The sequence below is a fragment of the Streptomyces cinnamoneus genome (genome assembly GCF_014650495.1).
Classification (GTDB): domain Bacteria; phylum Actinomycetota; class Actinomycetes; order Streptomycetales; family Streptomycetaceae; genus Streptomyces; species Streptomyces cinnamoneus.
The window spans coordinates 111,872-137,735 of sequence record NZ_BMVB01000017.1 but is presented as its reverse complement, the minus strand read 5'-3'; the positions used below and the strand labels follow the sequence as shown (position 1 = coordinate 137,735).

The window sequence follows — 25,864 nt, the reverse complement described above, 5'->3', positions numbered from 1 at the left end:
CTCAACCAGGACACCGCACCCACCCTCGCCGCCCTGCCCACACCCCAGATCAGCTTCAACTACCTCGGCCGCTTCGAAACGGCCGAGCGGGGGAGCGGATCCCGTACGGCGGCCGCCTGGGCGCCTGCGCCCGAGGCCGACGACGGTGTGAGCGGGGGCAGCGACCCCGGGATGCGGCTCAGGTATGCGTTCGTGGTCAGCGCCGCGGCGGTGGAAGGGCCGGACGGGCCCTCGCTGACCGCCGACTGGTCCTGGCCCCGGGAGCTGTTCGACGAGGCCGAGGTGCGCGACCTGGCCGAGACCTGGTTCCGCGCCCTCACGGCGATCGCCGCACACGCCGAGGGCCCCGGCGTCGGCGGCCTCACCCCCTCCGACCTGTCCCTGGGGGGTCTGTCACAGGACGAAATCGACGAGTTCGAAGACGAACTCGGGCTCTGATCGACGACACGAGACGACGAAGGACGAGGAATACACGATGAAGAAATCAGGGCTCGAAGACGTCCTCCCGCTGTCCCCGATGCAGCAGGGCCTGCTCTTCCACTCGATGTACGACGCGGAGGACGGCACCGACACCTACACGATCCAGGTCGACTTCACGATTGAGGGCACGCTGGACGCCGGGGCCCTGCGCGACGCCGCCGCGGGTGTGCTCCGCCGCCACGCCAGCCTGCGGGCGGGCTTCCGTTCCCGTAAGAACGGCGAGCCGGTCCAGGTGATCCCCCGCCAGGTGGAGCTGCCGTGGACCGAAGTGGACCTCAGCGGACTGTCCGAGGCGGAGCGGAAGCAGGAGCTGGCCCGGCTGGTCGCCGACGACCGCGCCCGCCGGTTCGACCTGGCCCGGCCGCCGCTCGTACGGTTCACTCTCGTCAGCCTGGGCGAGGACCGTCACCGGTTCCTGGTGACCCACCACCACATCCTCCTGGACGGCTGGTCCTTCTCCCGTGTCCTGGGCGAACTCTTCGAGCTGTACGGGACGCGCGGAGACGACTCGGGCCTGCCCCGCCTGACTCCGTACCGCGAGTACCTCGCCTGGCTCCAGCGGCAGGACAAGCCGGCCGCCGAGACCGCCTGGAAGCGATCGCTGGAGGGGCTGGAGGAGCCCTCGCTCATCGCATCCCACGACCGGCCGGCGTCGAGCGACCGCATGCGGCACCGGGTGTGGCTCCCCGCCGAGCAGACCGCGGCGCTCGGGCAGGCGGCACGACGGGCCGGCGTGACGGTGAACACCGTCGTCCAGGCCGCCTGGGCCATGGTGCTCGGCCAGCTGACGGGCCGGGACGACGTCGTCTTCGGCGCCACCGTCTCCGGCCGCCCCGCGGACATCCCCGGCATCGAGTCCATGGTCGGCCTGTTCATCAACACCCTGCCCGTCCGGGTCACGCTCGACCCCAACGAGCCCCTGAACGATCTGCTGGCCCGCCTCCAGAACGAGCAGGCCGAGCTCATGCAGTACCAGCACCTGGGGCTGAACGAGGTTCAGCGGCTCAGCGGGCACGGCGAGCTCTTCGACACGATCGTGGTCTTCGAGAACTTCCCCGTCGACGAGCAGAGCCTGCAGAAGTCGTCGGGCTCCCTGGGCATCGTCGCCAGCGAGACCGACGACGCCACGCACTACCCCCTGTCGATCGCCGTCCTCGTCGGCGAGACCATGGAGCTCCGGCTGGACTACCGGCCGGACGTCCTGGACCCGGCGCTGGCGGAGTCCCTCGCCCAGAGCCTGGTGCACCTGCTGACCGGTACCGGCGAGGACGCCGAGCGCCCCGTCGGCCTGCGGCAGCTTCTCCCGGCGGAGCGGCAGGCCGACCTGGTGAGGCGGAGCAGTGGCACCGTGGCGCCGCAGCCCGAGGGGCAGCGGCTGCACGATCTGCTCGAACTGAACGCCGCCCGCACCCCGGACCTGACCGCGTTGGTGTGCGAGGACGAGCGGCTGACGTTCGCGGAGCTCAACAGCCGCGCCAACCGGATCGCCCGGCTCCTGGTCGAGGAGGGGGCCGGCCCGGAGAAGCTCGTCGCGCTGGCGCTGCCCCGCTCGGCGGACGTCATCGTGGCCATGTTCGCGGCGTTCAAGGCGGGCGCCGGCTACCTGCCGCTGGACCCGGAGTACCCGGCCGAGCGGATGGCCTATCTCTTCGAGGATGCCGCTCCGGCCTGTGTGATCACTCTCGCCGGCACCGCCGACGGGCTGCCGGAAGAGGCCGCCGGAGTTCCGCGGATCGTCCTCGACGACCCCCGGGTGGAGCGCCGGCTGGCCGGCCTGCCGGGCCAGAACCTGGCCCCCGCCGAGCTCCGCGCCCCCGTGACGGACGCGAACCTCGCCTACGTGATCTACACGTCGGGCTCCACGGGCAAGCCGAAGGGCGTCGCCGTCACCCACCGCAATGCCGTCAGCCTCTTCCACGGCCTGCAGGCGGACCTCTTCCCGAACGGCCCGGAGGCCGGCGGTCCCCGCTTGAGGGCCTCGCTCACCTCCGCATTCACCTTCGACGCCTCGATCGACGAGTTGATGCGGATGCTGGAAGGGCACGAGCTGCACGTCATCAGCGACGACGTGCGGCACGACCCCGAGCAGATGATCCGCTATGTGCGGGAAGAGCGGCTGGACCTCGTCTACTTCGCCCCGGTGTTCATGGAGCAGCTGCTGGCCGCCGGGCTGATGCGCACCGTCGGACACCGCCCGCACGTACTGCAGATCGGCGCCGACGCGACGAGCGACGCCCTGTGGCAGGAGCTGCGGTCGATACCCGGGATCACCGGGCACAACCTGTACGGTCCCACCGAGACCACCATCGTCGCGATGTGCTGCACGATCGCCGAGAGCGCCAAGCCGTCGATCGGAAGGGTCCTGGGGAACTTCCGGACGTACGTCCTGGACCCGCAGATGCGGCTGGTGCCGCCCGGCATGACCGGTGAGCTCTACATCGCGGGTCCCAGTGTGAGCCGCGGCTACCAGAGGCGCCCGGCCCTCACGGCGGAGCGGTTCGTCGCCGACCCATTCGGCGCGCCCGGCGAGCGGATGTACCGGACGGGTGACGTCGTCCGGCGGAACGCCGACGGTCTGGTCGAGTACTTCGGGCGCAGCGACGACCAGGTGAAGATCCGCGGTTTCCGCATCGAGCTCGGTGAGATCGGCGCCGTGCTGACCGGGCACGCGTCGGTCGCGCACAGCGCTGTCGTCGTGCGCGAGGACCGTCCCGGCGTCAAGCGCCTGGTCGCCTATGTCGTCCCGGCCGCCGACACGGCGGTGGACACCGGCGCGCTGCGCGAGCACATGGCCGGCCTGCTGCCGGAATACATGGTCCCGTCGGCGTTCGTCGTCCTGGACGCGCTTCCGTCGACGGTGAACGGAAAGCTGGACCGCAAGGCCCTGCCCGCCCCCGACTACGGCCGTGAGGTCGTCGGGCGCGCTCCGCGCGATCCGCGGGAGGAGACCCTGTGCGCGCTGTTCGCGGAGGTCCTCGGCCTGGAGCGGGTGGGGATCGACGACAGCTTCTTCGAGCTGGGCGGTGACAGCATCGTTTCGATCCAGCTGGTCAGCCGGGCCCGTCGGGCCGGATTGGTGTTCACCCCGCGTGACGTCTTCCAGCAGCGGACCGTGGAGGCACTCGCGGTCGTCGCCCAGGACGCCGGCGAGGCGAAGAACGCCGGAGCGCAGGCGGCGGAGGAAGGTGTCGGGCCGGTGCCGCTGACGCCCATCATCCACCACCTGCGGAAGACCGGGGGCCCGGTCGACGGCTTCAACCAGGCGATGGTGGTGCAGGTCCCGGGCGACTACGACCTCGGTCATCTGACCCGGGCACTGCAGGCGGTGCTGGATCACCACGACGCACTGCGGATGCGGTTGTCCCGGGCACAGGACGGTGAATGGGCCCTGGAGGTCACGCCGCGGGGTTCCGTCCACGCGGCAGGGCTGGTCCGTCGCGTCGACACGGCTGCCGTCTCCATGGCGGACGAGGCGCGCAAGGCGCAGGAGCGGCTGGCCCCGGGCGCCGGGGCGATGCTGCAGGCCGTGTGGTTCGACTCCGGTCCGGACGCCTTCGGTCAACTGCTGCTGACCGTGCACCACCTGGTCGTCGACGGCGTGTCCTGGCGCATCCTGCTGCCGGACATCGACGCGGCCTACCAGGCCGTCGCCGCGGGGCGCGAGCCGGATCTCGAACCGGTGGGCACGTCCTTCCGCACCTGGGCGCAGGGGCTGCTCGACGCGGCGTCCTCCGAGGCCCGCACGGCCGAGCTGGACATCTGGACGTCGATGCTGTGTGCCGAGGACCCCCAGCTGGCCGCGCGGCCTCTCGACCCGGCCCGCGATGTGATGGCGACCTCCGGCAATCTGTCCCTGAGGCTGCCCTCCGCCATCACGGGCCCGCTGCTGTCGCGGGTCCCGGCGGTGTTCCATGCGGGCGTCCAGGACGTCCTGCTCGCCGGCTTCGCGCTCGCCGTGTCGGACTGGCGGCGGCGCAGGGGCCTGGACGCCCCCGGTGTCCTCATCGACCTCGAAGGCCACGGGCGCGAGGAGCTGGTGCCCGGAGCCGATGTATCCCGTACCGTCGGCTGGTTCACCAGCCTGTTCCCGGTCAACCTGGCCCCGGCCGTGACGGATGACGAGTGGGCGCAGGTGTGGTCCGGCGGACCTGTGGTCGGGCGGGCCGTCAAGTCGGTGAAGGAGCAGTTGCGCGCGCTCCCCGACAACGGGGCCGGTTACGGTCTGCTGCGCCACCTCAATGCCCGGACCTCGGAGATTCTGGCTGGCTTCCCTTCGCCGCAGCTCGGCTTCAACTACCTGGGCCGGCTGGGCGATGCGCAGTCCGAGGAGGACGACGCGTCCGGCATCGGTGGCGGTGCCGACCCGCACATGCCGTTGCACCACGTGCTCGAAGTCAACTCGATCGCCCAGGAGACCGCCGACGGGCCGACCCTGGTCGCCAACTGGACCTGGCCGCTGGAGCTGTTCGGCGAGGACGACGTACGGGACCTCGCGGAGACCTGGTTCCGTGCGCTGCGGGCCATCGTCACGCATGCCGAGCAGCCCGACGCCGGTGGACACACCCCTTCCGACCTCTCGCTGGTCACGCTGGCGCAGAGCGAGATCGACCGGCTGGAGGCCGGCCGGGCCCGGTTCGACGACGTGCTGCCCCTGGCGCCCCTGCAGCAGGGTCTGTTCTTCCACGCGGCGTACGACCAGCAGGGCCACGACGTCTACACCTTCCAGTCCGTGATGGACATCGAGGGTTCGCTGGACCGGGAGGCACTGCGGCTGGCGGCGGCCGCGCTGCTCGGGCGTCACGCCAATCTGCGGTCGGCCTTCCGCACCGTGGACAACGGCGAAGCCGTGCAGGTGATCCCCTCCGAGGTCGAGTTGCCGTGGACGGAGACGGACCTCGGCGACCTGCCGGAGGCGCGCCGTGACGCGGAGCTCGCCCGCATCCTGGACGAGGACCGCAACCGCCGCTTCAACCTCGGCAATCCCCCGCTGATCCGGTTCACCCTGATCGCCCTGGGGCCCGACCATCACGTCTTCCTGATGACCAATCACCACGTCCTGCTGGACGGCTGGTCGTCGCCGATCCTGCTGGGCGAGCTGTTCGAGCTCTACAACAACCGGGGGGACGACTCGGTCCTGCCCCGGGTGACCCCCTACCGCGACTACCTGGCCTGGCTGGCCCGGCAGGACCGCACCGCGGCCAGGGCCGCCTGGGCCGAGGCCCTCGACGGTCTCACCGAGCCGACCCTGCTGGCCCCGGTGGACCACCGGCGCGCGCCGGTCGTTCCGGAGCGGGTGTCCAACGAGCTGCCGGCCGAGCTGGTGGAGAGGCTCCGTGGCACGGCCCGCGAGCTCGGCGTCACCCTCAGCAACATGCTGGGGCTCGCCTGGGCCATCACCCTGGGGCAACTGACCGGCAGGGACGATGTGGTGTTCGGCATCACCGTCTCGGGCCGGCCGCCGGAGATCCCCGGCATCGAGTCCATGGTCGGCCTCTTCATCAACACCCTGCCGGTCCGCGTGCGACTCGACCCCGCCCAGCCGTTGAGCAGCCTGCTGACCCGGCTGCAGGACGAGCAGTCCGAGCTCATGCCGCACCAGCACCTGGGGCTCACCGACATCCAGGAGGTCGCCGGGCTGCGCGAGCTCTTCGACACCGTCATCGTCCTGGAGAGCTTCCCCCTCGACAACGACGAGCTCCGGGAGAAGATCGGCGACCTCGTCGTACGCAGCGCGGAGCCCGAGGACGCCACCCACTACCCCCTCGGCGTGGCGGCGATCCCGGACGGCGACCGGCTGCTGGTCAGGGCCGACTACCGCGGGGACGTGTTCGACCGCGCCACCGCCGAGCGGATCCTCGGGACGCTGGTGCGGACGCTGGAGGAGCTCGCCGAACGGAGCAGCACGCCGTTCGCACGGCTGGATCTGCTGTCCGGTCCCGAGCAGCGGCAAGTCCTCGACGAGTGGAACGACACCGCTCGCGACATCGCTCCGGCGACGTTCGCACGGCTCTTCGAGGACCGGGCGGCTCTGTCCCCCACGGCGACCGCCCTCGCCTCGGCCGACGTCTCCCTCACGTACGAGGAGCTCAACGCCCGCGCCAACCGGCTGGCGCACGCCCTCATCGCGCGGGGCGTGGGCCCCGAGCAGGTCGTCGCCCTGCTCCTGCCGCGCTCGGTGGACAACGCCATAGCCCAGCTGGCCGTGACCAAGACGGGGGCGGCCTACCTCCCGATCGACCCGGACTACCCGGCGGACCGCATCGCCTACATCGTCGACGACGCCGCGCCCGTCCTCCTGGTGACCGACTCCGTGCACGCCGCCGGGCTGCCCGTGCAGGTCCGGACCGAGCAGGTTCTGCTCGACCGCGTCGACCTCCAGGGGATGCCGCAGGGCAACCCGGACGTCGCCGTGACGCCGGCCCACGCCGCCTACATCATCTACACCTCCGGCACCACGGGCCGCCCGAAGGGCGTCGTCGTCACCCACCACGGCCTGGCGAGCTTCTCCGTCACCACACGGGAGAGGTTCGACGTTACGGCCGACAGCCGGGTGCTCCAGTTCGCCTCGCCCAGCTTCGACTCGTCGGTGGTCGAATTCCTGATGACCTACACGGCCGGCGCCACGCTGGTGGTGCCGCCGCCGGGGCCGCTGGGTGACGAGGTGCTGGCCAGGGTCCTCACCGAGCACCGGGTGACTCATGCGATCATCCCGCCGGCCGCGCTGGCGACGGTGGCACCGGGTGACTTCCCGGACCTGCGTTCACTGGGTGTCGCCGGTGAGGCATCGACCGCCGAGCTGGTGGACCGCTGGGCCGACGGCCGCCGCATGGTCAACGGGTACGGCCCCACGGAGTCGACCGTCGGCGCGACCATCAGCGCGCCGCTGGCTGTGGGAAGCGGCACCCCCACCATCGGCCGGCCCGTCGTCAACACCCGCGTCTACGTGCTCGACGGCAGGCTGCGGCCGGTCCCGGCCGGTGTGCCGGGTGAGCTGTACGTCGCCGGAGCCGGCCTCGCCCGCGGGTACCTGGGCCGTGCCGGGCTGACCGCCGACCGGTTCGTCGCCTGCCCCTTCGGTGTCCCCGGGGAGCGGATGTACCGCACCGGTGACCTGGTGAGCTGGCGTGCCGACGGCCGGCTGGACTTCGTGGGCCGCGTCGACGACCAGGTCAAGATCCGTGGTTTCCGTATCGAGCTGGACGAGATCCAGAACGTCCTCGTCACGCACCCGGCGGTGCGCCAGGTCGCCGTGGTGGCCCACGAGCACCGACCGGGTGACAGGCGACTGGTGGCCTACGTGGTGCCGGCCGACCCCGGTTCGTCCCCGGACGCGGCCCAGCTGCGCGGCCATGTGGCCGCCGTCCTGCCGGAGTTCATGGTGCCTTCGGCCTTCGTCGTCCTGGACGCGCTCCCCGTGAACACGAACGGGAAGCTCGACCGCCGGGCCCTTCCCGCTCCCCGGTTCAGCGGCGCCACGGACGGCCGGCGGCCGCGCAACGAGCGCGAGGAACTGCTGTGCCGGCTCTTCGCCGACGTACTCGGCCTGGAGCAGGTCGGCATCGACGACGGTTTCTTCGACCTGGGCGGGCACTCGCTGACGGCGACCCGTCTGATCAGCCGGATCCGTACCGAGCTCAAGGTGGACCTCGCGGTCCGTACGGTCTTCGAGGAGCCCACGGTCGCCGGGCTGGCAGCCCTGCTGGACTCCGCCGGCGACTCGCGCCAGGAGCTGACCGTGATGGAGCGCCCGGAGGAGATCCCGCTGTCCCTGGCCCAGCGTCGGCTGTGGTTCCTGAACCGTTTCGAGGGGCCGAGCCCCGCCTACAACATCCCCCTGGGCGTCCGGCTGCTCGGCGAGGTGGACGCGGCCGCCCTCGAGGCGGCCCTGGGCGACGTCGTGGGCCGGCACGAGAGTCTGCGGACGCTGTTCCCGGACACCGACGGGCGGCCACGGCAGGTCGTCCGGCCGGCCGCGGAGGCGGCGCCCCGGCTGCACGTCGTCGACGTGGCCGCCGACGACCTGGACCGGGAGGTCGGCGCCTTCGCCCATCAGGGCTTCGACCTCGCGAGCGAGACGCCCCTGAGGGCCGCGCTCTTCCGGGTTTCGGCGGATGACCACGTGCTCCTGATCGTGGTGCACCACATCGCGAGTGACGGCTGGTCGATGGGCCCGTTGTCGCGCGACCTCTTCCACGCCTACACCGCACGCCTGACGGGCACCGCACCCCAGTGGCGTCCACTGCCCGTCCAGTACGCCGACTTCACCCTGTGGCAGCGTCAGGTGCTGGGGGACGAGAGCGACCCGGAAAGCGCCATGGCGGGACAGCTGGAATACTGGCGCACCGCCCTGGCCGGCCTCCCCGAGGAGCTGGTGCTCCCGACCGACCGGCCGCGCCCCGCGGTCGCGGACCACCGCGGCCGGTCCCTCCCGATGCAGATCCCCGCCCGCATCCACCGGCAGCTGGTGGACGTGGCGCGCGCCTCGGGCGCGAGCGTGTTCATGGTGACGCAGGCGGCGGTGGCGACCCTCCTGAGCAAGCTCGGCGCCGGTGAGGACATCCCGATCGGCAGCGTGATCGCCGGCCGCACCGACGAAGCCCTCGACGACCTCGTCGGCTTCTTCATCAATACCCTGGTCCTGCGCACCGACCTCTCCGGGAACCCGACCTTCCGCCAGCTGGTGGAGCGGGTCAAGGAGGCCGATCTGGCCGCCTACGCCCATCAGGACGTGCCGTTCGAGCGCCTGGTGGACGACCTCAACCCCGTCCGCTCCCTGTCCCGGCACCCCCTCTTCCAGGTCATGCTGGTCTTCCAGAACAACGCGACCGAGCGCGGCACGGAGATCCCCGGCGCCCGGATGGTCCCGCACCCGGTGGGCCTGGACGTGGCCAAGTTCGACCTCACCTTCCAGTTCGGGGAGCGCTTCTCCGCCGAGGGGGAGCCCGCGGGCATCGAGGGCGCCGTCGAGTTCGCCACCGAGCTCTTCGACGAGGCCACCGTCGAGGAGCTGACGGCCCGCCTCGAACGCCTGCTGGACGCCCTGACCGGAGCCCCGGACCGGACCGTCGGCACGGTCGGCGTCCTCACCGACGAGGAGCGTCGCCGCGCCCTTGTGGACTGGAACGACACCGACCACGGCGTCGAGCCGGTGACCATCCCCCAGCTGGTCGAGGACCGGGCGGCACGTACGCCCACGGCCACCGCGGTGGTCTCCGCGGAGGGCGAACTCACCTACGCGGACCTCAACGCCCGCGCCAACCGGCTGGCCCACGCCCTGATCGAGCAGGGCACCGGTCCGGAGCGGATCGTGGCCCTGGCGCTGCCCCGCTCGGTGAACATGGTCGTCGCCCAGCTCGCCGTCATGAAGGCCGGTGCCGCATACCTCCCCGTCGACCCCGAGTACCCGGGCGAGCGGATCGCCTACATCCTGCGGGACGCGGCGCCCACGCTGCTGATCAGCAACTCCGACTACGCCGGGCGGCTCCCCGCGGGCGAGTCGGTGCCCCGCCTGCTCCTCGACCACACCGATCTGGCCGACCGGCCGCAGCACGATCCCGTCCGGGCACCGGGCACGGACCACGCCGCCTACGTCATCTACACCTCGGGCTCCACCGGCCGGCCCAAGGGGGTGGTGGTCAGCCACCGCGGCATCGCCAGCCTCGTCTCCGCGGCCCGGGAACGGTTCGACGTCACCGCGGACAGCCGGGTACTGCAGAACCTGTCGCCCAGCTTCGACCCCTCGGTCCTGGAGATGTGCATGACCTACGCGGCGGGGGCCACCCTGGTCGTCCCGCAGCCCGGTCCCCTGGCCGACGAGCTCCTGGCCGACGTGCTCCGGGAGGGCGCCATCACCCACGCGGTGATCCCCCCGGCTCCGCTGGCGACCGTCAAGCCCGACGGTCTCCCCGCCCTCCGCTCCCTGATCGTGGGCGGTGACGTCCTGTCGCCGGAACTCGTGGAGCGCTGGGCCGGCGACCGCCGGATGGTGAACGCCTACGGACCCACCGAGGCGACCATCATGGCGACGACCAGCATGCCGCTGGCGGCTGACGGCGGTGCGCCGCCCATCGGCCGGCCGATCCACAATTCCCGCGTGTTCCTGCTGGACTCGGGGCTGCAACCGGTTCCGGCCGGCGTCCCGGGCGAGCTGTACATCCTCGGCGCCAGCCTGGCCCGTGGCTACCTCGGGCGGCCCGGCGTCACCGCCGAGCGGTTCGTCGCCAGCCCGTTCGGCGCCGCCGGCGAGCGGATGTACCGTACGGGCGACCTGGCCCGCTGGACCCCCGACGGGCAGGTCGAGTACCTGGGCCGGGTGGACCAGCAGGTCAAGTTGCGCGGCTTCCGCATCGAGCTGGGTGAGATCGAGTCCGTTCTGGCCACCCACCCCCAGGTCGCGCAGGCGGCGGTGCTGGTCCGGAAGGACCAGGCCGACGCGGCCGCGCTGGTGGCCTACGTGGTCACGGACGGCACGCGGGTGGACCAGGCGGAACTGCGCCGGTACACGGCGGACTCCCTGCCGTCCTACATGGTCCCCTCGGCGTTCGTGCAGCTCGCTGAACTTCCGGTGACCACCCACGGCAAGCTCGACCGTGCGGCCCTGCCCGCTCCGGACTTCGGTGCGCTGCTCGGTTCCCGCGGTCCGCGCACCCCGCAGGAGGAAATGCTCTGCGGCCTGTTCGCCGAGGTCCTGGGCCTGGAACGAGTCGGCATCGACGGCAACTTCTTCGAACTGGGCGGTGACAGCATCGTCTCCCTCCAGCTCGTCAGCCGCATCCGGTCGGTCCTGGGCATCAACGTCGGCAACCGCGCCGTCTTCGAGGCCCCGACGGTGGCGCAACTGGTCGAACTCCTGGGGACGGACACGGGCCGGGACGGCTTCGAGGTTCTCCTGCCCCTGCGCACCGGCGGGGACAAGCCCCCGCTGTTCGTGGTCCACGCCACGGGCGGTCTGGCCTGGGGCTACGGCGAGTTCCTCAAGCAGATCCGCGCCGAATACCCCGTCTACGGGCTGCAGGCACGGGGGTTCTCGGAGGGCGAGCCCCTGGCGGAGAGCGTCCCGGCCATGGCCGCGGACTACATCGAGCAGATCCGCGGGGTCCAGCCGCATGGCCCGTACCACCTGCTCGGCTGGTCCATGGGCGCGCTGGTCATCCACGAGATCGCCACCCAGCTCCAGGCCGAGGGGGAGGAGATCGGTCTGGTCGTCAACCTCGACCAGGGCCCGTACGAGGAGGAGTGGGCCGCCGATCACCACGAGTACACGGAACAGATCGTCTTCCGGGCCCTGTTGCAGGTGGCCGGGTTCGACATCGCCGCCATCGGGGAGGACGAGGTCCTCGAACACGCCTCGGTCATGGAGATGATCAGCAGCCGGGACAGCGCACTGGCGAACCTCGAACCCCGCCACATCACCGCGTTCGCCAAGGTCATGCAGAACAACTACCGGATAGTGAGCACCTATCGGCCCGGTCCGCTCAAGGCGGACCTGACCCTGTTCGTCTCCACGGCACGACGGGGGGCCGAGTCGATGCCCTATCTGAGCGGTCTGTGGCACCCCCACATCGAGGGCCGGATCGAGACGCACCCCGTGGCGGCGCCGCACGACGAAATGCTGTCGCCGCGGATCGCGGCGGAGATCGGCCGACTGGTCTACGACAAGCTCAAGTCCTTCGGCTGACCGGCACGAACGGGGGTCCGCCCCGCACTCGGGAACATGCCCCTCGGGGGCATGACAGCTTGCTGCCTCATGCCTTGTGGCCGCCTGACAGGCGGCCCTTGGATGAAGGAGGAGTGCGGGGCGGACAGGTTGCGGGAATGCCCGGTTCCCGCAGCCAGTCACCACTTGGGGAGTGAATGGACATGGAAACAGCGGTCTCCACGGAGGGGCTCCGCAAGAGCTACGCCGATCACGAAGTGTTGCGCGGCATCGATCTGTCCGTCTCGTCGGGCGAGGTGCTGGGGCTCCTCGGCCCGAACGGCGCCGGCAAGACCACGATCGTGCGCATCCTCGCCACCCTGCTGAAGCCCGACGCCGGCAAGGTCACCGTCGCCGGTTACGACCTGTCGAAAGACGTGCGGGAGATCCGCCGCCGCATCGGCCTGACCGGGCAGTACGCGGCGGTCGACGAGATACTCACCGGACGCGAGAACCTCCGGCTGATCGGTGTGCTCCTCGGCCTGGGCCGGCGCAAGGCCCACGCCCGCGCCGACGAACTGCTGGAGCAGTTCGACCTGACCCACGCCGCGGACCGGCTGGCCAAGACCTACTCGGGTGGTATGCGGCGTCGGCTCGACCTCGCCGCAAGCCTGGTCTCGATGCCCTCGGTCCTCTTCCTGGACGAGCCCACCACGGGCCTGGACGTGACCAGCAGGCAGCTGCTGTGGAGGATGGTCCGCGAGCAGGTGGACAGGGGGGTCAGTGTGCTGCTGACCACGCAGTACCTGGAGGAGGCCGACCAGCTGGCCGACCGGGTCGTGGTGATCGACAAGGGCGGGATCATCGCCGAGGGCACGCCGGAGGAACTCAAGCGCAAGGTCGGCGGCGAGTACCTGGAGGCGTCCGTCGCGACGGCGGCGGAGCTGCCCCAGCTGGTCGGCGCTCTCGCCAAGTCCTCGGCGGAGTCGCCGACGGTCGACGAGAAGGCCCGGCGCGCCTCGATCCCGCTGACCGGTGGCATGGGCACCATCGCCGAGGTCACGGCCGGGCTCAAGGCCGCGGGGGTGGAGCCGCTGGACTTCGCCATCCGGCGCGCCTCCATGGACGACGTCTTCCTCGCCCTCACCGGCCAGACGACCGCTGCCGGGGAAACCGGTTCCACAGAACAGAAGCACGACGAGCGGCAGACGCCGCGCGGAGAGGAAGCGGCATGACCGAGACCATCATTCACTGCCGTGCGCTCATAGGCCGCCACATGCTGCATATGAAGCGCACGCCGGAGCAGTTGCTGAGCTTCACGCTCATCCCGGTGGTCTTCGTCCTGGTCTTCGGTTACCTCTTCGGCAGTGCGATGGAGGTTCCCGGTGACCAGAGCTACCAGGAATACATCATGGCCGGCATCTTCATCCAGGTCGCGCTGAGCAATCTGGGGCAGACCGCCCTCGGCGTCGTGGGCGATCTCGAGAACGGCCTGATGGACCGATTCCGGTCCCTGCCGATTTCCCGGTCGGCCGTCCTCATCGGCCGCACCCTCAACGATGTACTGCTGGTCGCCTGGAGCTTTGTGCTGATGTCCGTCATCGGCCTGCTCATCGGCTGGCGGGTGCACAACGGGATCCTGTCCATGCTCGGCGGCTTCGGACTGCTGCTGCTCCTGAGCCTCGCCATCGCATGGCTCGGCGCGCTGATGGGCCTCGTCCTGCGCGTCGCCGAAGCGGTCAACTCCGTCGTCGCGATCGCCGTCATGCCGCTGTCCTTCCTGTCGAACGCCTTCATTCCGCTCGACGGGCTGCCCGGCTGGATGCAGACCATCGCCGGGTGGAACCCCGTGAGCGCCGTGGTCCAGGCGTGCCGGGAGCTCTTCGGGAACGCTCCGGCGACCTCTGCCGCCGACACGTTCCCCATGCGACACCCGGTTCCGATGGCTCTGTTCCTCACCGTGGCACTGCTGGCCGTCGTGGTCCCGCTGACCCTTCGCGCCTACGAGAAGGCGGCTTCGCGCAAGTAGGCAGGCGCAGCCGTTCGGTTCCGGGCATTCCCTCCGCGTACGCGCGGAGGGAATGCCTTTCGTCTTTCCTTTTCATCTGCCGCGCCCGAACACCGACCCTCGGACGGCTGGCATCTTGCTGCCAACAAACCAGTTGGCCTGATTCGCTGTGGATAGCTTTGATGAGCAACCCATGGAAACAGCAAGATTGCGCGGTAAGAAATGAGCACTTCACCACAGAAGCAGGCCAGACCCAGGATGGCATCCCTGACCGGGGTCAGGTTCCCGGCAGTACTGATGGTGTTCCTGGCCCATCTCTCCCTCATTATTCCTTTTGCGGATCCGAAAGTTCTTGAGGACTACCACACCTACATCGGCGGCATCGGGAAGGTAGGTCTTTCCTTCTTCTTCATGCTGAGTGGCTTCATTCTCGCCTGGGCTGCGCGCGAGAACGACTCCCCGGTACTCTTCTGGCGCCGCAGGCTCGTCAAAATCATCCCGTTGCACTGGCTGACCTTCGCCATCGCGCTGGCGGTGTTCGCCGGCTCCACGGTCACCGCCAAGTCCGGCATCATGAACCTCCTGATGGTGCAGGGGTGGTCCTCCGATCCGGCCGTCTTCGGCAGCGTCAACGCCCCGAGCTGGTCCCTGACCTGCCTCTGCTTCTTCTACTTGTTGTTTCCGCTGCTCCACCGAGGCGTGACCCGGATCCGGGCGCAGTACCTGTGGTGGTGCGCCGGCGCGATCGCCGCAGCGGTCGTGGCCGTGCCCGCAGTGGTCCGGGCCGTGATCCCGGCCGATGCGCAGTTGCCCCCCGGGGCACCCGCCACGTCCGTCGACGCGTTCTGGATCGTCGACCTGCTGCCCGCGACGCGGCTGCTGGACTTCGTCCTCGGCATCGTGATGGCCCGCATCGTCCGGAGCGGCCGCTGGATCGGCGTGAGGCCCCTGCCGCTCGCGGCCCTCGTGTTCGTCGCGTACTTCGCCTCGCTGGACCTGCCCCCGGAATACCGGATCGCCGCCACGACGATCGTCCCCCTGGCCCTGTTCATCGCTTCGCTCGCCGGGTCGGACCTTGCGGGCAGGAAGACCGTCCTCGCCGGCCGCCCGATTCAGGTGCTGGGAGACGTCTCCTATGCGTTCATCCTCATCCATTGGCCGGTGATGAACTTCTTCCTGAAGGTGTTCGGGGAGGAACGCCTTTACTCCGTTCCGTTCGCCGTGGCCGTGGGCGTGCTCGACCTGGTGGTGAGCATCGCCCTTGCCTGGGTGCTCACCGTCACCGTGGAGAAGCCGCTCGTACGGCTGTTGGCCAAGCCGAGGAAGAAGGCCGAGCCGGCCGTCGCCGCTTCGCCGGCGAGCTCCCCCACACGGGCTAGCTCCCTGTAGTACCAGCGAACGACGCCCCATCTCCCCCTGTCCTCCGCGTGATCGACGTTCCGTCGGACGAACGGTGGGACAGTTGTGGCGAAGTGGAGCTGACTCACCCTAAGGACTTTGTGTCATGACCGACGTCATCGATTGCCCGGCTCCCACGCGACGGGAGGCGGTGGCCGGGTACACGGCCTGCCTCTCCGCAGCAATCGGGTTCATCCCCATGCACCTTGCCTGGGGCCTGGGCTCATCGATCTGGGCACGTGAGGACAAGTTCCGGGAGTGGTACGACGACGGGGGCGGCGTCTACCTGCACGTCCTCAACGGCATGGCCGTTCTCGCCGCGATCTTCGCGCTGAGTCTGATCCGTCCCTGGGGAGTCGTCTTCCCCCGGTGGGTGCCCCTGTTGGCGGGGAGAAGGGTGCCCCGGTGGCCGGTCATCGGGCTCGCCGGATCCCTTTCGGTCTCCCTGTTCATCTACACCCTGTGGGCGTTCTACGCGACCTTCGTCGTCGAAACCGACCCGTCCGAGGACATCTTCGACGAATGGATCGTCTACTACGGGATTCCCCAGTTCCTGGTCTGGAGCGTCAGCCTCATGGTGGCCGGCTGGTCCTACTACCGGCGCACCTCCCCGTCCACGACCCGCACCGGACCGGTCCGGACGGCGGAACCCCCGAACGAGTGATCACACGCTCCCGATGAGGTGCCGTGCCGGCCACCGCAAGGTGGCCGGCACGGCACCTCTGTTTTCCGCATGAGGGCGGGAAAGAGCCGGGGTGGTGACGTCACGCGCCACCACCCCGGCTCCGGTGCGGCTGTCCCCGGGTCAGCGACCCCACTCGCCCGACAGCAGGTCGAGGTCCTGCTGACTGAGGTTCACCAGCGGCAGGTCCGACGGGGTGAACCCGCCGGCCTCGGGCGCCTCCGCATGGGCGACGAGGGCACCCAGGGCCCGGAACCAGCCTTCGGCCAGGGACCGGACCTCGTCCTCGGTGAACAGCTCGCGCGGCCAGGACCACGTCGCCATCAGCCGCGGCCCGTCCGGCTGGTCCTGGGTGACCGCGTTCAGCTCCAGCGCGTGGGCGAACGGCATGGCCGCGTCGTGTCCCTCCCCCAGGTCCGCGTCGGAACGCACGGACCAGTCCGGCACCTCCTGGCCGCCGGCTCCGTCGGTCATGTCGATGCGGCCGAGGTAGTTGAAGCTGATCTGCGGCGCCGGCAGGGCGGACAGCGCCGCGCCGGTCTCCGGGTTGAGGTAGCGCAGCAGGCCGTACCCGATCCCGTTGTCCGGGATCGCGCGCAGTTGCTCCTTGACCTCCTTCAGCGCCCGGCCGACGGCGGGGCCGCCCGACCTGATCTCCGGCCAGTCGGACTCGGGGATCCCCGGGTCCAGCCGGACCGGGTACATGCTGGTGAACCAGCCGACCGTGCGGGAGACGTCGAGCCCGTCCGCGATCTCCTCACGGCCGTGTCCCTCAAGGTCGAGCCGCACGGCGGTACCGGTGTCGCGGTCGCGGTCGCGGTCGCGCCGCCATTCGAGGACGGCGATCGTAAAGGCCGTCAGCAGGACGTCGTTGACCCCCGCGTGGTAGAGAGCGGGCACCCGGGTCAGCAGGGGCTCGGTTTCCTCGGAAGGCAGGGTGAGCGTGAGGCGGCCGGAGGTCGCGATCACGTCCCTGGCCCGGTCCAGGGCCCGGGATCCCAGCAGGGGCTCCCCGGCTCCCAGCGCGGACGTCCACAGCGGGAGTTCGGCAAGCCGGTGCGGCCGGCCGGCCTCGTCGACGAGGCGCTCGGCCCAGCGCCGGAAGGAGGTTCCGACCGACCCCAGGTCCGCGGCGCGCCCCTCGGCGGCCGCCCGGTACAGCTCGGCCAGCTCCGGGACCATGATGCGCCAGGAGATACCGTCGACCACCAGGTGGTGGACCATCAGCAGCAGACGGCCGGGGGCGTCCGGGCCGGCATCGAGCCAGACGGCCTGGACCATCACCCCGTCGTCGGGGGCCAGCCGCCGCTGGGCGGCCCGGGCCAGCTCGGTGACGTCCGCTCCGGCGGCCTCCACCCGCTGGAGGACGTCCGCCGCCCGGACGCTGCCCGGCGGCCTCGTCTCCAGTGCCCACTCACCGTCCGCCGGGCGGTGCAGGTGCGCCCGCAGCGCGTCGTGCCGGTCCAGCAGGCCCTGCACCGCGGTGAACAGCGCCCCCGTGGCGCACCCGGCAGGAGTCTGCACGAGCATGGCCTGGTTGAACCCGTCGACGGGGCCGTCCAGTTCCCGGAACCACTCCATGATCGGCGTCAGGGGAACGGGCCCGATGCCGGCCTCGGGCACCTCCTCGACCGTTCCTGCGACCTCCTCGGCCACCGCGGCGAGCCCGGCAGGGCTCTGGTGCTCGAAGACGTCCCTGGTCCTCAGCACGAGTCCGGCCTTGTGTGCCCGGCTGACCAGCTGGATGGAGATGATGCTGTCGCCGCCGAGTTCGAAGAAGTTGTCGTCGATGCCGACGCGGTCGAGGCCCAGCAGCTCGGCGAAGAGGGAACAGAGGATCTCCTCGCGCGTGTTGCGGGCATCCCTGCCACCCACCATGGCGGTGAAGTCGGGAACGGGCAGGGCCTTGCGGTCCACCTTTCCGTTCGCCGTCAGCGGCAGTGCGTCCAGGGTGACGAAGGCGGCCGGGACCATGTACTCCGGCAGCAGGTCCGCCAGGTGGTCACGCAGCACCTCGGTGTCCACGGTCCCGCCGGCGGGGACGACGTAGGCCACCAGACGCTTCAGACCCGGCTGGTCCTCGCGGACGACGACCGTCGTGGACGCGACGGCGTCGTGTCCAGCCAGTACCGCTTCGATCTCACCGGGCTCGATACGGAAGCCACGGATCTTGACCTGGCCGTCCGCCCGGCCGATGAACTGGATCTGCCCGTCCTCGTTCCAGCGGGCCACGTCCCCGGTGCGGTACATCCGCTCTCCGGGCAGGCCGTGGGGGTCCGCGACGAAGCGCTCGGCGGTCAGCCCGGCACGTCCCAGGTACCCCCGGGCCAGGCCCGTGCCCGCGATGTACAGCTCTCCCGCCACACCCGCAGGCACCAGTTGCAGGGCGCCGTCGAGGAGATAGACCCGCATGGAGTCCATCGGCCGGCCGATCGGCAGCGAGTGGGGCACCTCCGCGTCCCGTCCGACGCGGTAGGACGCGGCGAACGTGGTGGTCTCGGTGGGGCCGTAGCCATCCACCACCGCCAGCTCCGGGCACGCCTCCCGCACCCTGCGGACCGCATCGGCCTGGACCACGTCACCACCGGTCCACACCTCGCTCAGGCCACTGAGGCAGCCCGGGTCCTCCTCGGCGAACAGGTGGAACAGCGCGGCGGTCAGCCAGACCGCCGTGATCCGGTGACGGCCGACGAGGTCACGCAGCCGTGCCGGGGAGAGGTCACCGGGTGGCGCGACCACGATCCGGCCGCCCGCGAGCAAAGGCGCCCACACCTCGTAGGTGGATGCGTCGAACGCCTGTGGCGAGTGCACCAGCACCACCTCGTGGCCCGTGCGGTAACGGCTGTCCGCGGCCAGCGCGACGACGGCACCGTGGGGGACCAGCACGCCCTTCGGCCGGCCGGTCGACCCGGAGGTGTACATCACGTACGCACCGGAAGCGGACGACAGGGCACCGCCCCGCTCGGCATCCACGACGTCGGAAGCCGCCAGCCCGGCCAGCTCGCTCTCCAGCCGCGGCTCGCCCCAGACCACCATCCGCTGGTCGTCCGTGAGCAGCGGTTCCAGGACGGCGACGTTCTCCGCCGTGCTCATCACCAGACGCGGCCGGGCGTCCTGGAGCATGTACGAGATCCGCTCCGCCGGGTAGTCCGGGTCCACCGGGAGGTAACCGGCACCGGCCTTCAGCACGCCGAGCAGCGCGACGATCGCGTGCTCGGAACGCGGCAGGGCCAAGGCCACCAGGTGCTCCGGACCGACGCCCTGACCGATCAGGTACCTCGCCAGTCGGTTCGCCCGCGCGTTCAGCTCCGCGTAGGTGAGCGACCCCTGGTCGGAGACCACCGCGACCACGTCCGGCGTCCGTGCCGCCTGCGCCTCGAACAGCTCGGGCAGGCCCTCCCGGGGCGCCTCGTACGGCTCCGGGTTCCACTCCGTCAGAATGCGCTCGTGCTCCCCCGGAGCCAGCACGTCCACGAGACCGATGCTCATGCCCGGCTCGGCGCACACAGCCGTCAGCAGCCGCTCCAGCCGCCCCGCGATGTCCTCGACGGTGGCCCGGTCGAAGAGGTCGGTGGCGAACTCGATGCCGCCCTCGATGCCCGCCGGGATCCCGTCGGGGCCGAAGCTCTCCCCCAGCTGGAAGGAGAGGTCGAACTTCGCCGTGTCGACGGCCACCGGCATGGGGGTGGCCGGCACGGTGCCCAGCCGCATGTCGACGGCAGGGGTGTTCTGCATCGACAGCATGACCTGGAAGAGGGGGTGACGGGCGAGCGAGCGGACGGGGCTGAGTTCGTCCACCAGGCGTTCGAAGGGGATGTCCTGGTGGGCGTAGGCGGCGAGGTCGGTCTCCTTCACGCGCTCGACGAGCTCGCGGAAGGTGGGGTTCCCGGAGAGGTCGGTGCGCAGGACGAGGGTGTTGACGAAGAAGCCGACGAGGTCGTCGAGGGCTTCGTCGGTACGCCCGGCGACGGCGCTGCCGATGGGGACGTCCTCCCCGGCGCCGAGCTTGCCCAGCAGCGCCGCCACGGCCGCCTGCACCACCATGAACACCGTGCTGCCGGACTCGTGGGCCAACCGCACCACTGCCCCGTGCAGTTCGGCGCCGAGACGAACGGGCACGGTCTCGCCGTGGTAGCTCATCTTCGCGGGCCGTGGACGGTCCGTGGGCAGAGCCAGTTCCTCGGGCAGGTCGGCGAGCGCCGAGCGCCAGTGGTCCAGCTGGCGCGCCATGGAGCTGCCCGGGTCGTTCTCGTCACCGAGGACGTCGCGCTGCCAGAGGGTGTAGTCCGCGTACTGGACCGGCAGCGGATCCCACAGGGGCGCCGCACCGGCGCAACGTGCCGCGTACGCGGTGGAGAGGTCACGGGAGAGCGGGGCCATCGACCAGCCGTCGGTGGCGATGTGGTGCACCACGATCAGCAGGACCGAGTCGGTGGGGCTCAGCACGAACAGCCCGGCGCGCAGCGGCGGCTCGACCGCGAGGTCGTAGTCGGCCGATGCGGCGCGCGAGAGCTCCGCGTCCAGGTCACTCTCGGCGACGCGCGTGACCGTCAGCTCCGGGACGGCCTGCTCGGAGCTGATGATCTGCTGGCGGGGACGGCCGTCGGTGTCGGGGAAGACGGTGCGCAGGCTCTCGTGCCGCGCCACGACATCGCCCAGGGCCGCCCGGAGGGCGTCCTGGTTCACCTCGCCGGACAGGCGGAGCGACAGGCCGGTGTTGTAGTTGCCGCCCGATTCCTCAAGGCGGTTGATGAACCACAGCCGCTGCTGAGCCGGCGACAGGGGGATGTCCTCGGGGCGTTTCACGGCCGTCAGCGGCGGTCGGGCGCTTCCGGCGTCGGCGAGCTTCAGCGCCAGGCCCGCGACGGTGGGCTCCTCGAAGACCGCGCGTACGCCGAGCTCCGCTCCGAACGCGGTGCGGATGCGGCTGACCAGTCGGGTGGCCAGAAGGGAGTGGCCGCCGAGGTCGAAGAATCCGTCGTCGATGCCGACGTGGTCGAGGCCGAGCATGTCCGCGAAGAGCGCGCACAGCATCTCCTCGCGTGCGTCGCGCGGGGCCCGGCCGGTGATCCGGACGCTGTAGTCGGGAGCGGGCAGAGCCTTGCGGTTCACCTTGCCGTTGGGCGTCAGCGGGAAGGACTCCAGCACCACGAACGCGGAGGGCACCATGTATCCCGGCAGCGCGCCCGCCAGGTGACCCTGCAGCTCGGCCGCATCCGGCCTGCCGCCGTCCTCGGCCGGGACCACGTAGGCCACGATGCGCTTGTCGCCCGGCCGGTCCTCGCGGACCACTGCCAGGACCTGTCCCACGGCCGGGTGCGCGGCCGCGGCGGCCTCGATCTCGCCCAGCTCGACCCGGAAACCCCTGACCTTCACCTGGTCGTCGGCGCGGCCGATGAAGTCCAGTTGCCCGTCGGCACGCCGCTTGACGATGTCACCGGTGCGGTACATGCGCGCACCCGCGCCTGCGAAGGGGCTCGCGACGAAACGCTCGGCGGTCAGGCCGGGACGGCCCAGATAGCCGCGGGCGAGCAGGTCGCCCCCGATGTAGAGCTCACCCGGGACCCCCACCGGAACGGGGCGGAGGCGGGCGTCCAGGACGTACAGCGCCGTGTTCCAGATGGGACGTCCCATGGAGACGGCGCCGGCGGGGCTGCTCCCGCCCGGTTCGATGCGGTACTCCGCGCACCCGACGGTGGCCTCGGTGGGGCCGTACTCGTTGATGACGGTCACCCCGGGGTGGCGCCGCCGCCACTCGTCCAGGACCTCGCCCAGCAGCGCCTCGCCGCCCAGGACGAGCTGCCCGGAGGGGGAGAACCGCTCCGGCAGCGCCATGAGCAGGCCGAGGTGGGAGGGGGTGGCCTTGACGAAGGTGGGCCGCTCGGCGGGCTGCTGGACGGCGTCCTCGTCGAGCTCCGTCAGGTGGACGCAACCGCCTGCGGTGAGGGTGCCCAGCAGGCCGGTGACGGTCAGGTCGAAGGAGACGGGAGAGTGAACGAGGGCGCGACCGGAGACGGCGGGGAAGGCGTGGCGGGTCCACGCGAGGTACAGGTTCAGCGAGCGGTGCTCGATCACCACGCCCTTGGGGCGTCCGGTCGACCCCGAGGTGTAGATGACGTACACCGGGTGGGCCGGTGCGATGGGCGCGGACCGGTCCTCGTCCGTCGGGTTCGTGCCGGGCAGGGTCGCGACCGCTTCCCTCGTGGCCGCGTCGTCGACGACCACCACGGACGGAACGTCCTCGGGCAGCGCCGACACCGTGCCGGTGTCGGCGAGCACGCAGACGGGCTTGGTGTTCTCGAAGATGTAGGCGATCCGGTCGGCGGGGTAGCCCGGGTCGATGGGAACGTAGGCCGCACCCGCCTTGGCCACCGCGAGCAGGGCGACCGGCAGGTCCACGGACCGGGAGAGGACCACTCCGACGTAGCTCTCCGGGCCGATGCCGCGGGCGAGCAGCAGACGGGCCAGGCGGTTGGCCCGCTCGTTCAGCTCCGAGTACGACAGGCGGGCGTCACCGCAGGCCACGGCCTCGGCGGCGGGTGTCGCGGCGGCCTGGGCCTCGAACAGTGCCGGCAGGGTGGCCTCGGGCACCTCGTACGGCCTGTCGTTCCACTCGACGAGGATGCGCCGGCGCTCCTCGTCCGACAGCAGCTCCAGGTCACCGATCGATGCGTCGGGATCGTCGGCCACGGCATCGAGCAACCGCACCAGACCGTCGGCCAGCCGCTGCGCCGACGCTTCGTCGAAGAGGTCGCGGGCGAACTGCAGGGAGCCGGTGACACCGGCGGCGGAGCCGTCCGGCGCGTTGTTCTCGACCAGCCCGAAGAACAGGTCGAACCGGGCGCTGCCCGTGTCCATCAGCTCCGAGTCCGCGGTCATGCCGACGAGGTCGAGCTGCTCGCCGGCATCGACCTGAACGTCGAGCGCGGTCTGGAACAGCGGGTGGCGCGCCAGGGAGCGGACGGGGTTGAGGGCCTCCACGAGGCGCTCGAAGGCCAGGTCCTGGTGGGCGTAGGCCGCCAGGTCGGTCTCGCGGACCCGGCCCAGCAGTTCCCGGAAGGTCGGGTCACCGGAGGTGTCCGTCCGCAGCACCAGGGTGTTGACGAAGAAGCCGACCAGGTCGTCCAGCGCCGCGTCCGTACGGCCCGCGATCAGCGAGCCGAGGGGAACGTCCGTGCCGGCGCCGTGGCGGGTCAGCAGGGCCGCCACGGCTGCCTGCGCCAGCATGAACATGCTGGCGCGGTTCTCCACCGCCAGGTTCCTGAGCTTCTCGTGGGTCTGCGGGGAGAGCCGGAAGGTGACGCGCCCGCCTTCGTAGGTGGCCACCGCGGGTCGCTGGCGGTCGGTGGGGAGGTCGATCTCCTCGGGGAGGCCGTCGAGCGCCTCCCGCCAGTAGCGCATCTGCCGGGCGAGCTCACTGTCCGGGTCGTCGGCGTCGCCCAGGAGGTCGCGCTGCCAGAGGACGTAGTCGGCGTACTGCACGGGCAGCGGCTGCCACTCGGGCGCCGTGCCCTCGGCGCGAGCGGCATACGCGGCCGACAGATCGCGGGTGAAGGGCGTGACGGACCAGCCGTCGCAAGCGATGTGGTGCACCACGAGCTGCAGGACGTGCTCGTCCTCGGCCAGGGTGAGCAGCCTCGCCCTGACGGGGATCCCGGTCGCGAGGTCGAAGCCCAGGCGTGCGAAGCCGGCGAGCTCGGCCGCGAGGTCCGGTGCCGCGACCGGCTGTACGGGCAGCTCGACGGTGGCGGCCGCCGGGCTCAGGACCACCTGGCGGGCTTCGCCGGCGAGCTCCGGGTACACCGTGCGGAGGCTCTCATGGCGGGCCACGACGTCGTTGAGCGCCGCCTTCAGGGCGGCGGCGTCGGGCCGGCCGTGCAGCCGGATGGAGACGGCCTCGTTGTAGACCGCGTCCTGGCTGCCGAGGGTGTTGAGGAACCACAGCCGGTTCTGTGCGGGTGACAGCGGTACCGACTCGGGACGCTCGACGGCCTTGAGCGGCTGCCGTGCGCCGTGTGCGGTGCTCAGTTGCTCGGCCAGGCCGGCCACGGTCGGGTTCTCGAAAACGCGGCGCAGTGACAGCTCGGCCTTGAAGAGGGCGCGGATACGGCTGACGAGCTTCGTGATCTGGAGCGAACGTCCGCCCAGGAGGAAGAAGTTGTCGTCGACGCCGATCTCGTCGACGCCGAGGATCTCGGCGGCGATGCCGCACAGGACGTCCTGTTGCGGGGTGCGCGGGCCGGTTCCGGCCGTCTGCGCGGTGGGCGGAGCGGCCGGGATCCCCGTGCCGGTGTCCCAGGTGGTAACCGCGGCGTGCCGCTCCCTCGCCTGCCGGGCCGGGCCGGACACGGTGAGGTCCTCGACCGCTCGGTCCGGCCCGGCCTCCGCGATCTCCCTGAGGAATGCGGCGAAACCGTCCTGGTAGGCCGCCAGGTCGTCCTCGGTGTAGAGGTCGGCGTTGGCGTCGCAGTCGATCTGCAGGCCGGCCTCGGTCGTCCGGTCGTAGATCAGGAAGGACAGGTCGTCGGTGGGTCCGGTGGCCAGGGTGCGCGGACGGGAGGGGTGCTCGCCGAACGAGAGCTTGTGGTCGAAGAGCATCAGGTTGACGTGCGGACCGACCAGCCTGCGGTCGTCGGCCAGCATGCCGAGGTCCTGGCGGATGTCCTCGTACGGGTAGCGCTGGTGCCGGGTGGCGCCGCGGAGCTCTCCCGAGACCTGGGCCATCAGCTCGGCGACGGTCGTACCGGGGCCGAAGGTGAGGCGCAGGGGCAGGACGTTGGAGACCATGGAGGGCGTCTTGAGGGCCGTGCGCCCCAGCCGGTTGGACACCGGCAGGCCGAGGATCACCTCCTGCTCGCCGGTCAGCCGACGCAGGTACGCCGCGACCGCGGCGAACAGCACCGGCGGCCAGGACACCTCCGCGGCGCGTCCGAGGTTGCGCAGGGCGTCGGTGTCCTGCTGGTCCACACGGGCGGTGCGGTGGAGGAGGCTGCGGACCTCCCTGGCGGGCCGTCCGGCCAGGGCGACGGGCTCGTGGGCGCCGGCCATGTGCTCGGTCCAGTACGCACGGTCCTTCGCGCACCGCTCGGACTCGCGGTAGGCCGCGTGCTCGTCGAGCAGGTCGCGCAGCGGCCCGAAGGGGCTGTCGCCGACGGGCTCCCCCGATGCGAGGGCCGTGTAGATCTGAGGGACGCGCTGCGCGATGAGAACGACGGTGTAACCGTCGGCGAGCAGGTGGTGGTAGCGGTAGAACCAGAAGTGCCGGTCCTCTCCGACCTTGAGCAGGGCGAAGAGGAACAGCGGGTCGGTCAGCGGGTCGACCGGCCCGGCCAGCTCTGCATCCATCCAGGCGCGGGCCGCGGCGCACGGGTCGTTCTCCGTGCTGAAGTCCAGCCGTCGAGGCTCCCAGGCGAAATCCCGTGCGGGTACCACGCGCTGGACGGGCTCGCCGTCGTGCTCCTCGAACCGCACGCGCAGCGTCTCCGCCTCCTCGACCACCCGGTGCAGGGCCCGGACGAGGAGCTCCGTGTCCACGGGGCCTTCGATGTCGAGGTACTCGCCGAGGTGGAAGACGGTGTTCTGCGGGTTGAGTCGCTGTGCGTACCAGACACCGGCCTGGGCGGCGGTCAGCGGCAGCAGGTTGTCCTGTCGGTCGGACACG

General features: G+C 70.9%; 7 protein-coding genes. 6 read left to right on the top strand and 1 reads right to left on the bottom strand.

All coding sequences use genetic code 11. From position 1 onward, the window contains the following. The 6 genes from IE182_RS22620 to IE182_RS22595 all read left to right on the top strand — a co-directional run. The coding region (locus IE182_RS22620) for a hypothetical protein (protein ID WP_190111713.1) at positions 1 to 438 on the top strand (438 nt) is incomplete at its 5' end. Between the two features lie 37 nt (positions 439 to 475). Then, the gene (locus IE182_RS22615; protein ID WP_190111712.1) at positions 476 to 12,157 is read left to right on the top strand and encodes a non-ribosomal peptide synthetase; all 11,682 of its coding nucleotides are present in this window, start codon (positions 476 to 478) and stop codon (positions 12,155 to 12,157) included. A 182-nt stretch (positions 12,158 to 12,339) separates the two neighbouring features. Further along, on the top strand, positions 12,340 to 13,350 hold the full coding sequence (locus IE182_RS22610; protein ID WP_190111711.1) for an ATP-binding cassette domain-containing protein: 1,011 nt from the start codon (positions 12,340 to 12,342) through the stop codon (positions 13,348 to 13,350). Further along, positions 13,347 to 14,144 (top strand): ABC transporter permease, encoded by a 798-nt coding sequence (locus tag IE182_RS22605; RefSeq protein WP_190111710.1) that lies wholly within the window; start codon positions 13,347 to 13,349, stop codon positions 14,142 to 14,144. Before IE182_RS22610 ends, IE182_RS22605 begins: the two co-directional genes overlap by 4 nt. A 237-nt stretch (positions 14,145 to 14,381) precedes the next feature. After that, the gene (locus IE182_RS22600; protein ID WP_190111709.1) at positions 14,382 to 15,512 is read left to right on the top strand and encodes an acyltransferase family protein; all 1,131 of its coding nucleotides are present in this window, start codon (positions 14,382 to 14,384) and stop codon (positions 15,510 to 15,512) included. 115 nt (positions 15,513 to 15,627) lie between these two features. Next, complete coding sequence (locus IE182_RS22595) at positions 15,628 to 16,185, top strand: hypothetical protein (protein WP_190111708.1); 558 nt, start codon at positions 15,628 to 15,630, stop codon at positions 16,183 to 16,185. Between the two features lie 141 nt (positions 16,186 to 16,326). Here the strand turns inward: IE182_RS22595 and IE182_RS22590 are convergent, their stop codons facing one another. Further along, the gene (locus IE182_RS22590) at positions 16,327 to 25,863 is read right to left on the bottom strand and encodes a non-ribosomal peptide synthetase (RefSeq protein WP_190111707.1); all 9,537 of its coding nucleotides are present in this window, start codon (positions 25,861 to 25,863) and stop codon (positions 16,327 to 16,329) included. Position 25,864: the final 1 nt, after the last annotated feature.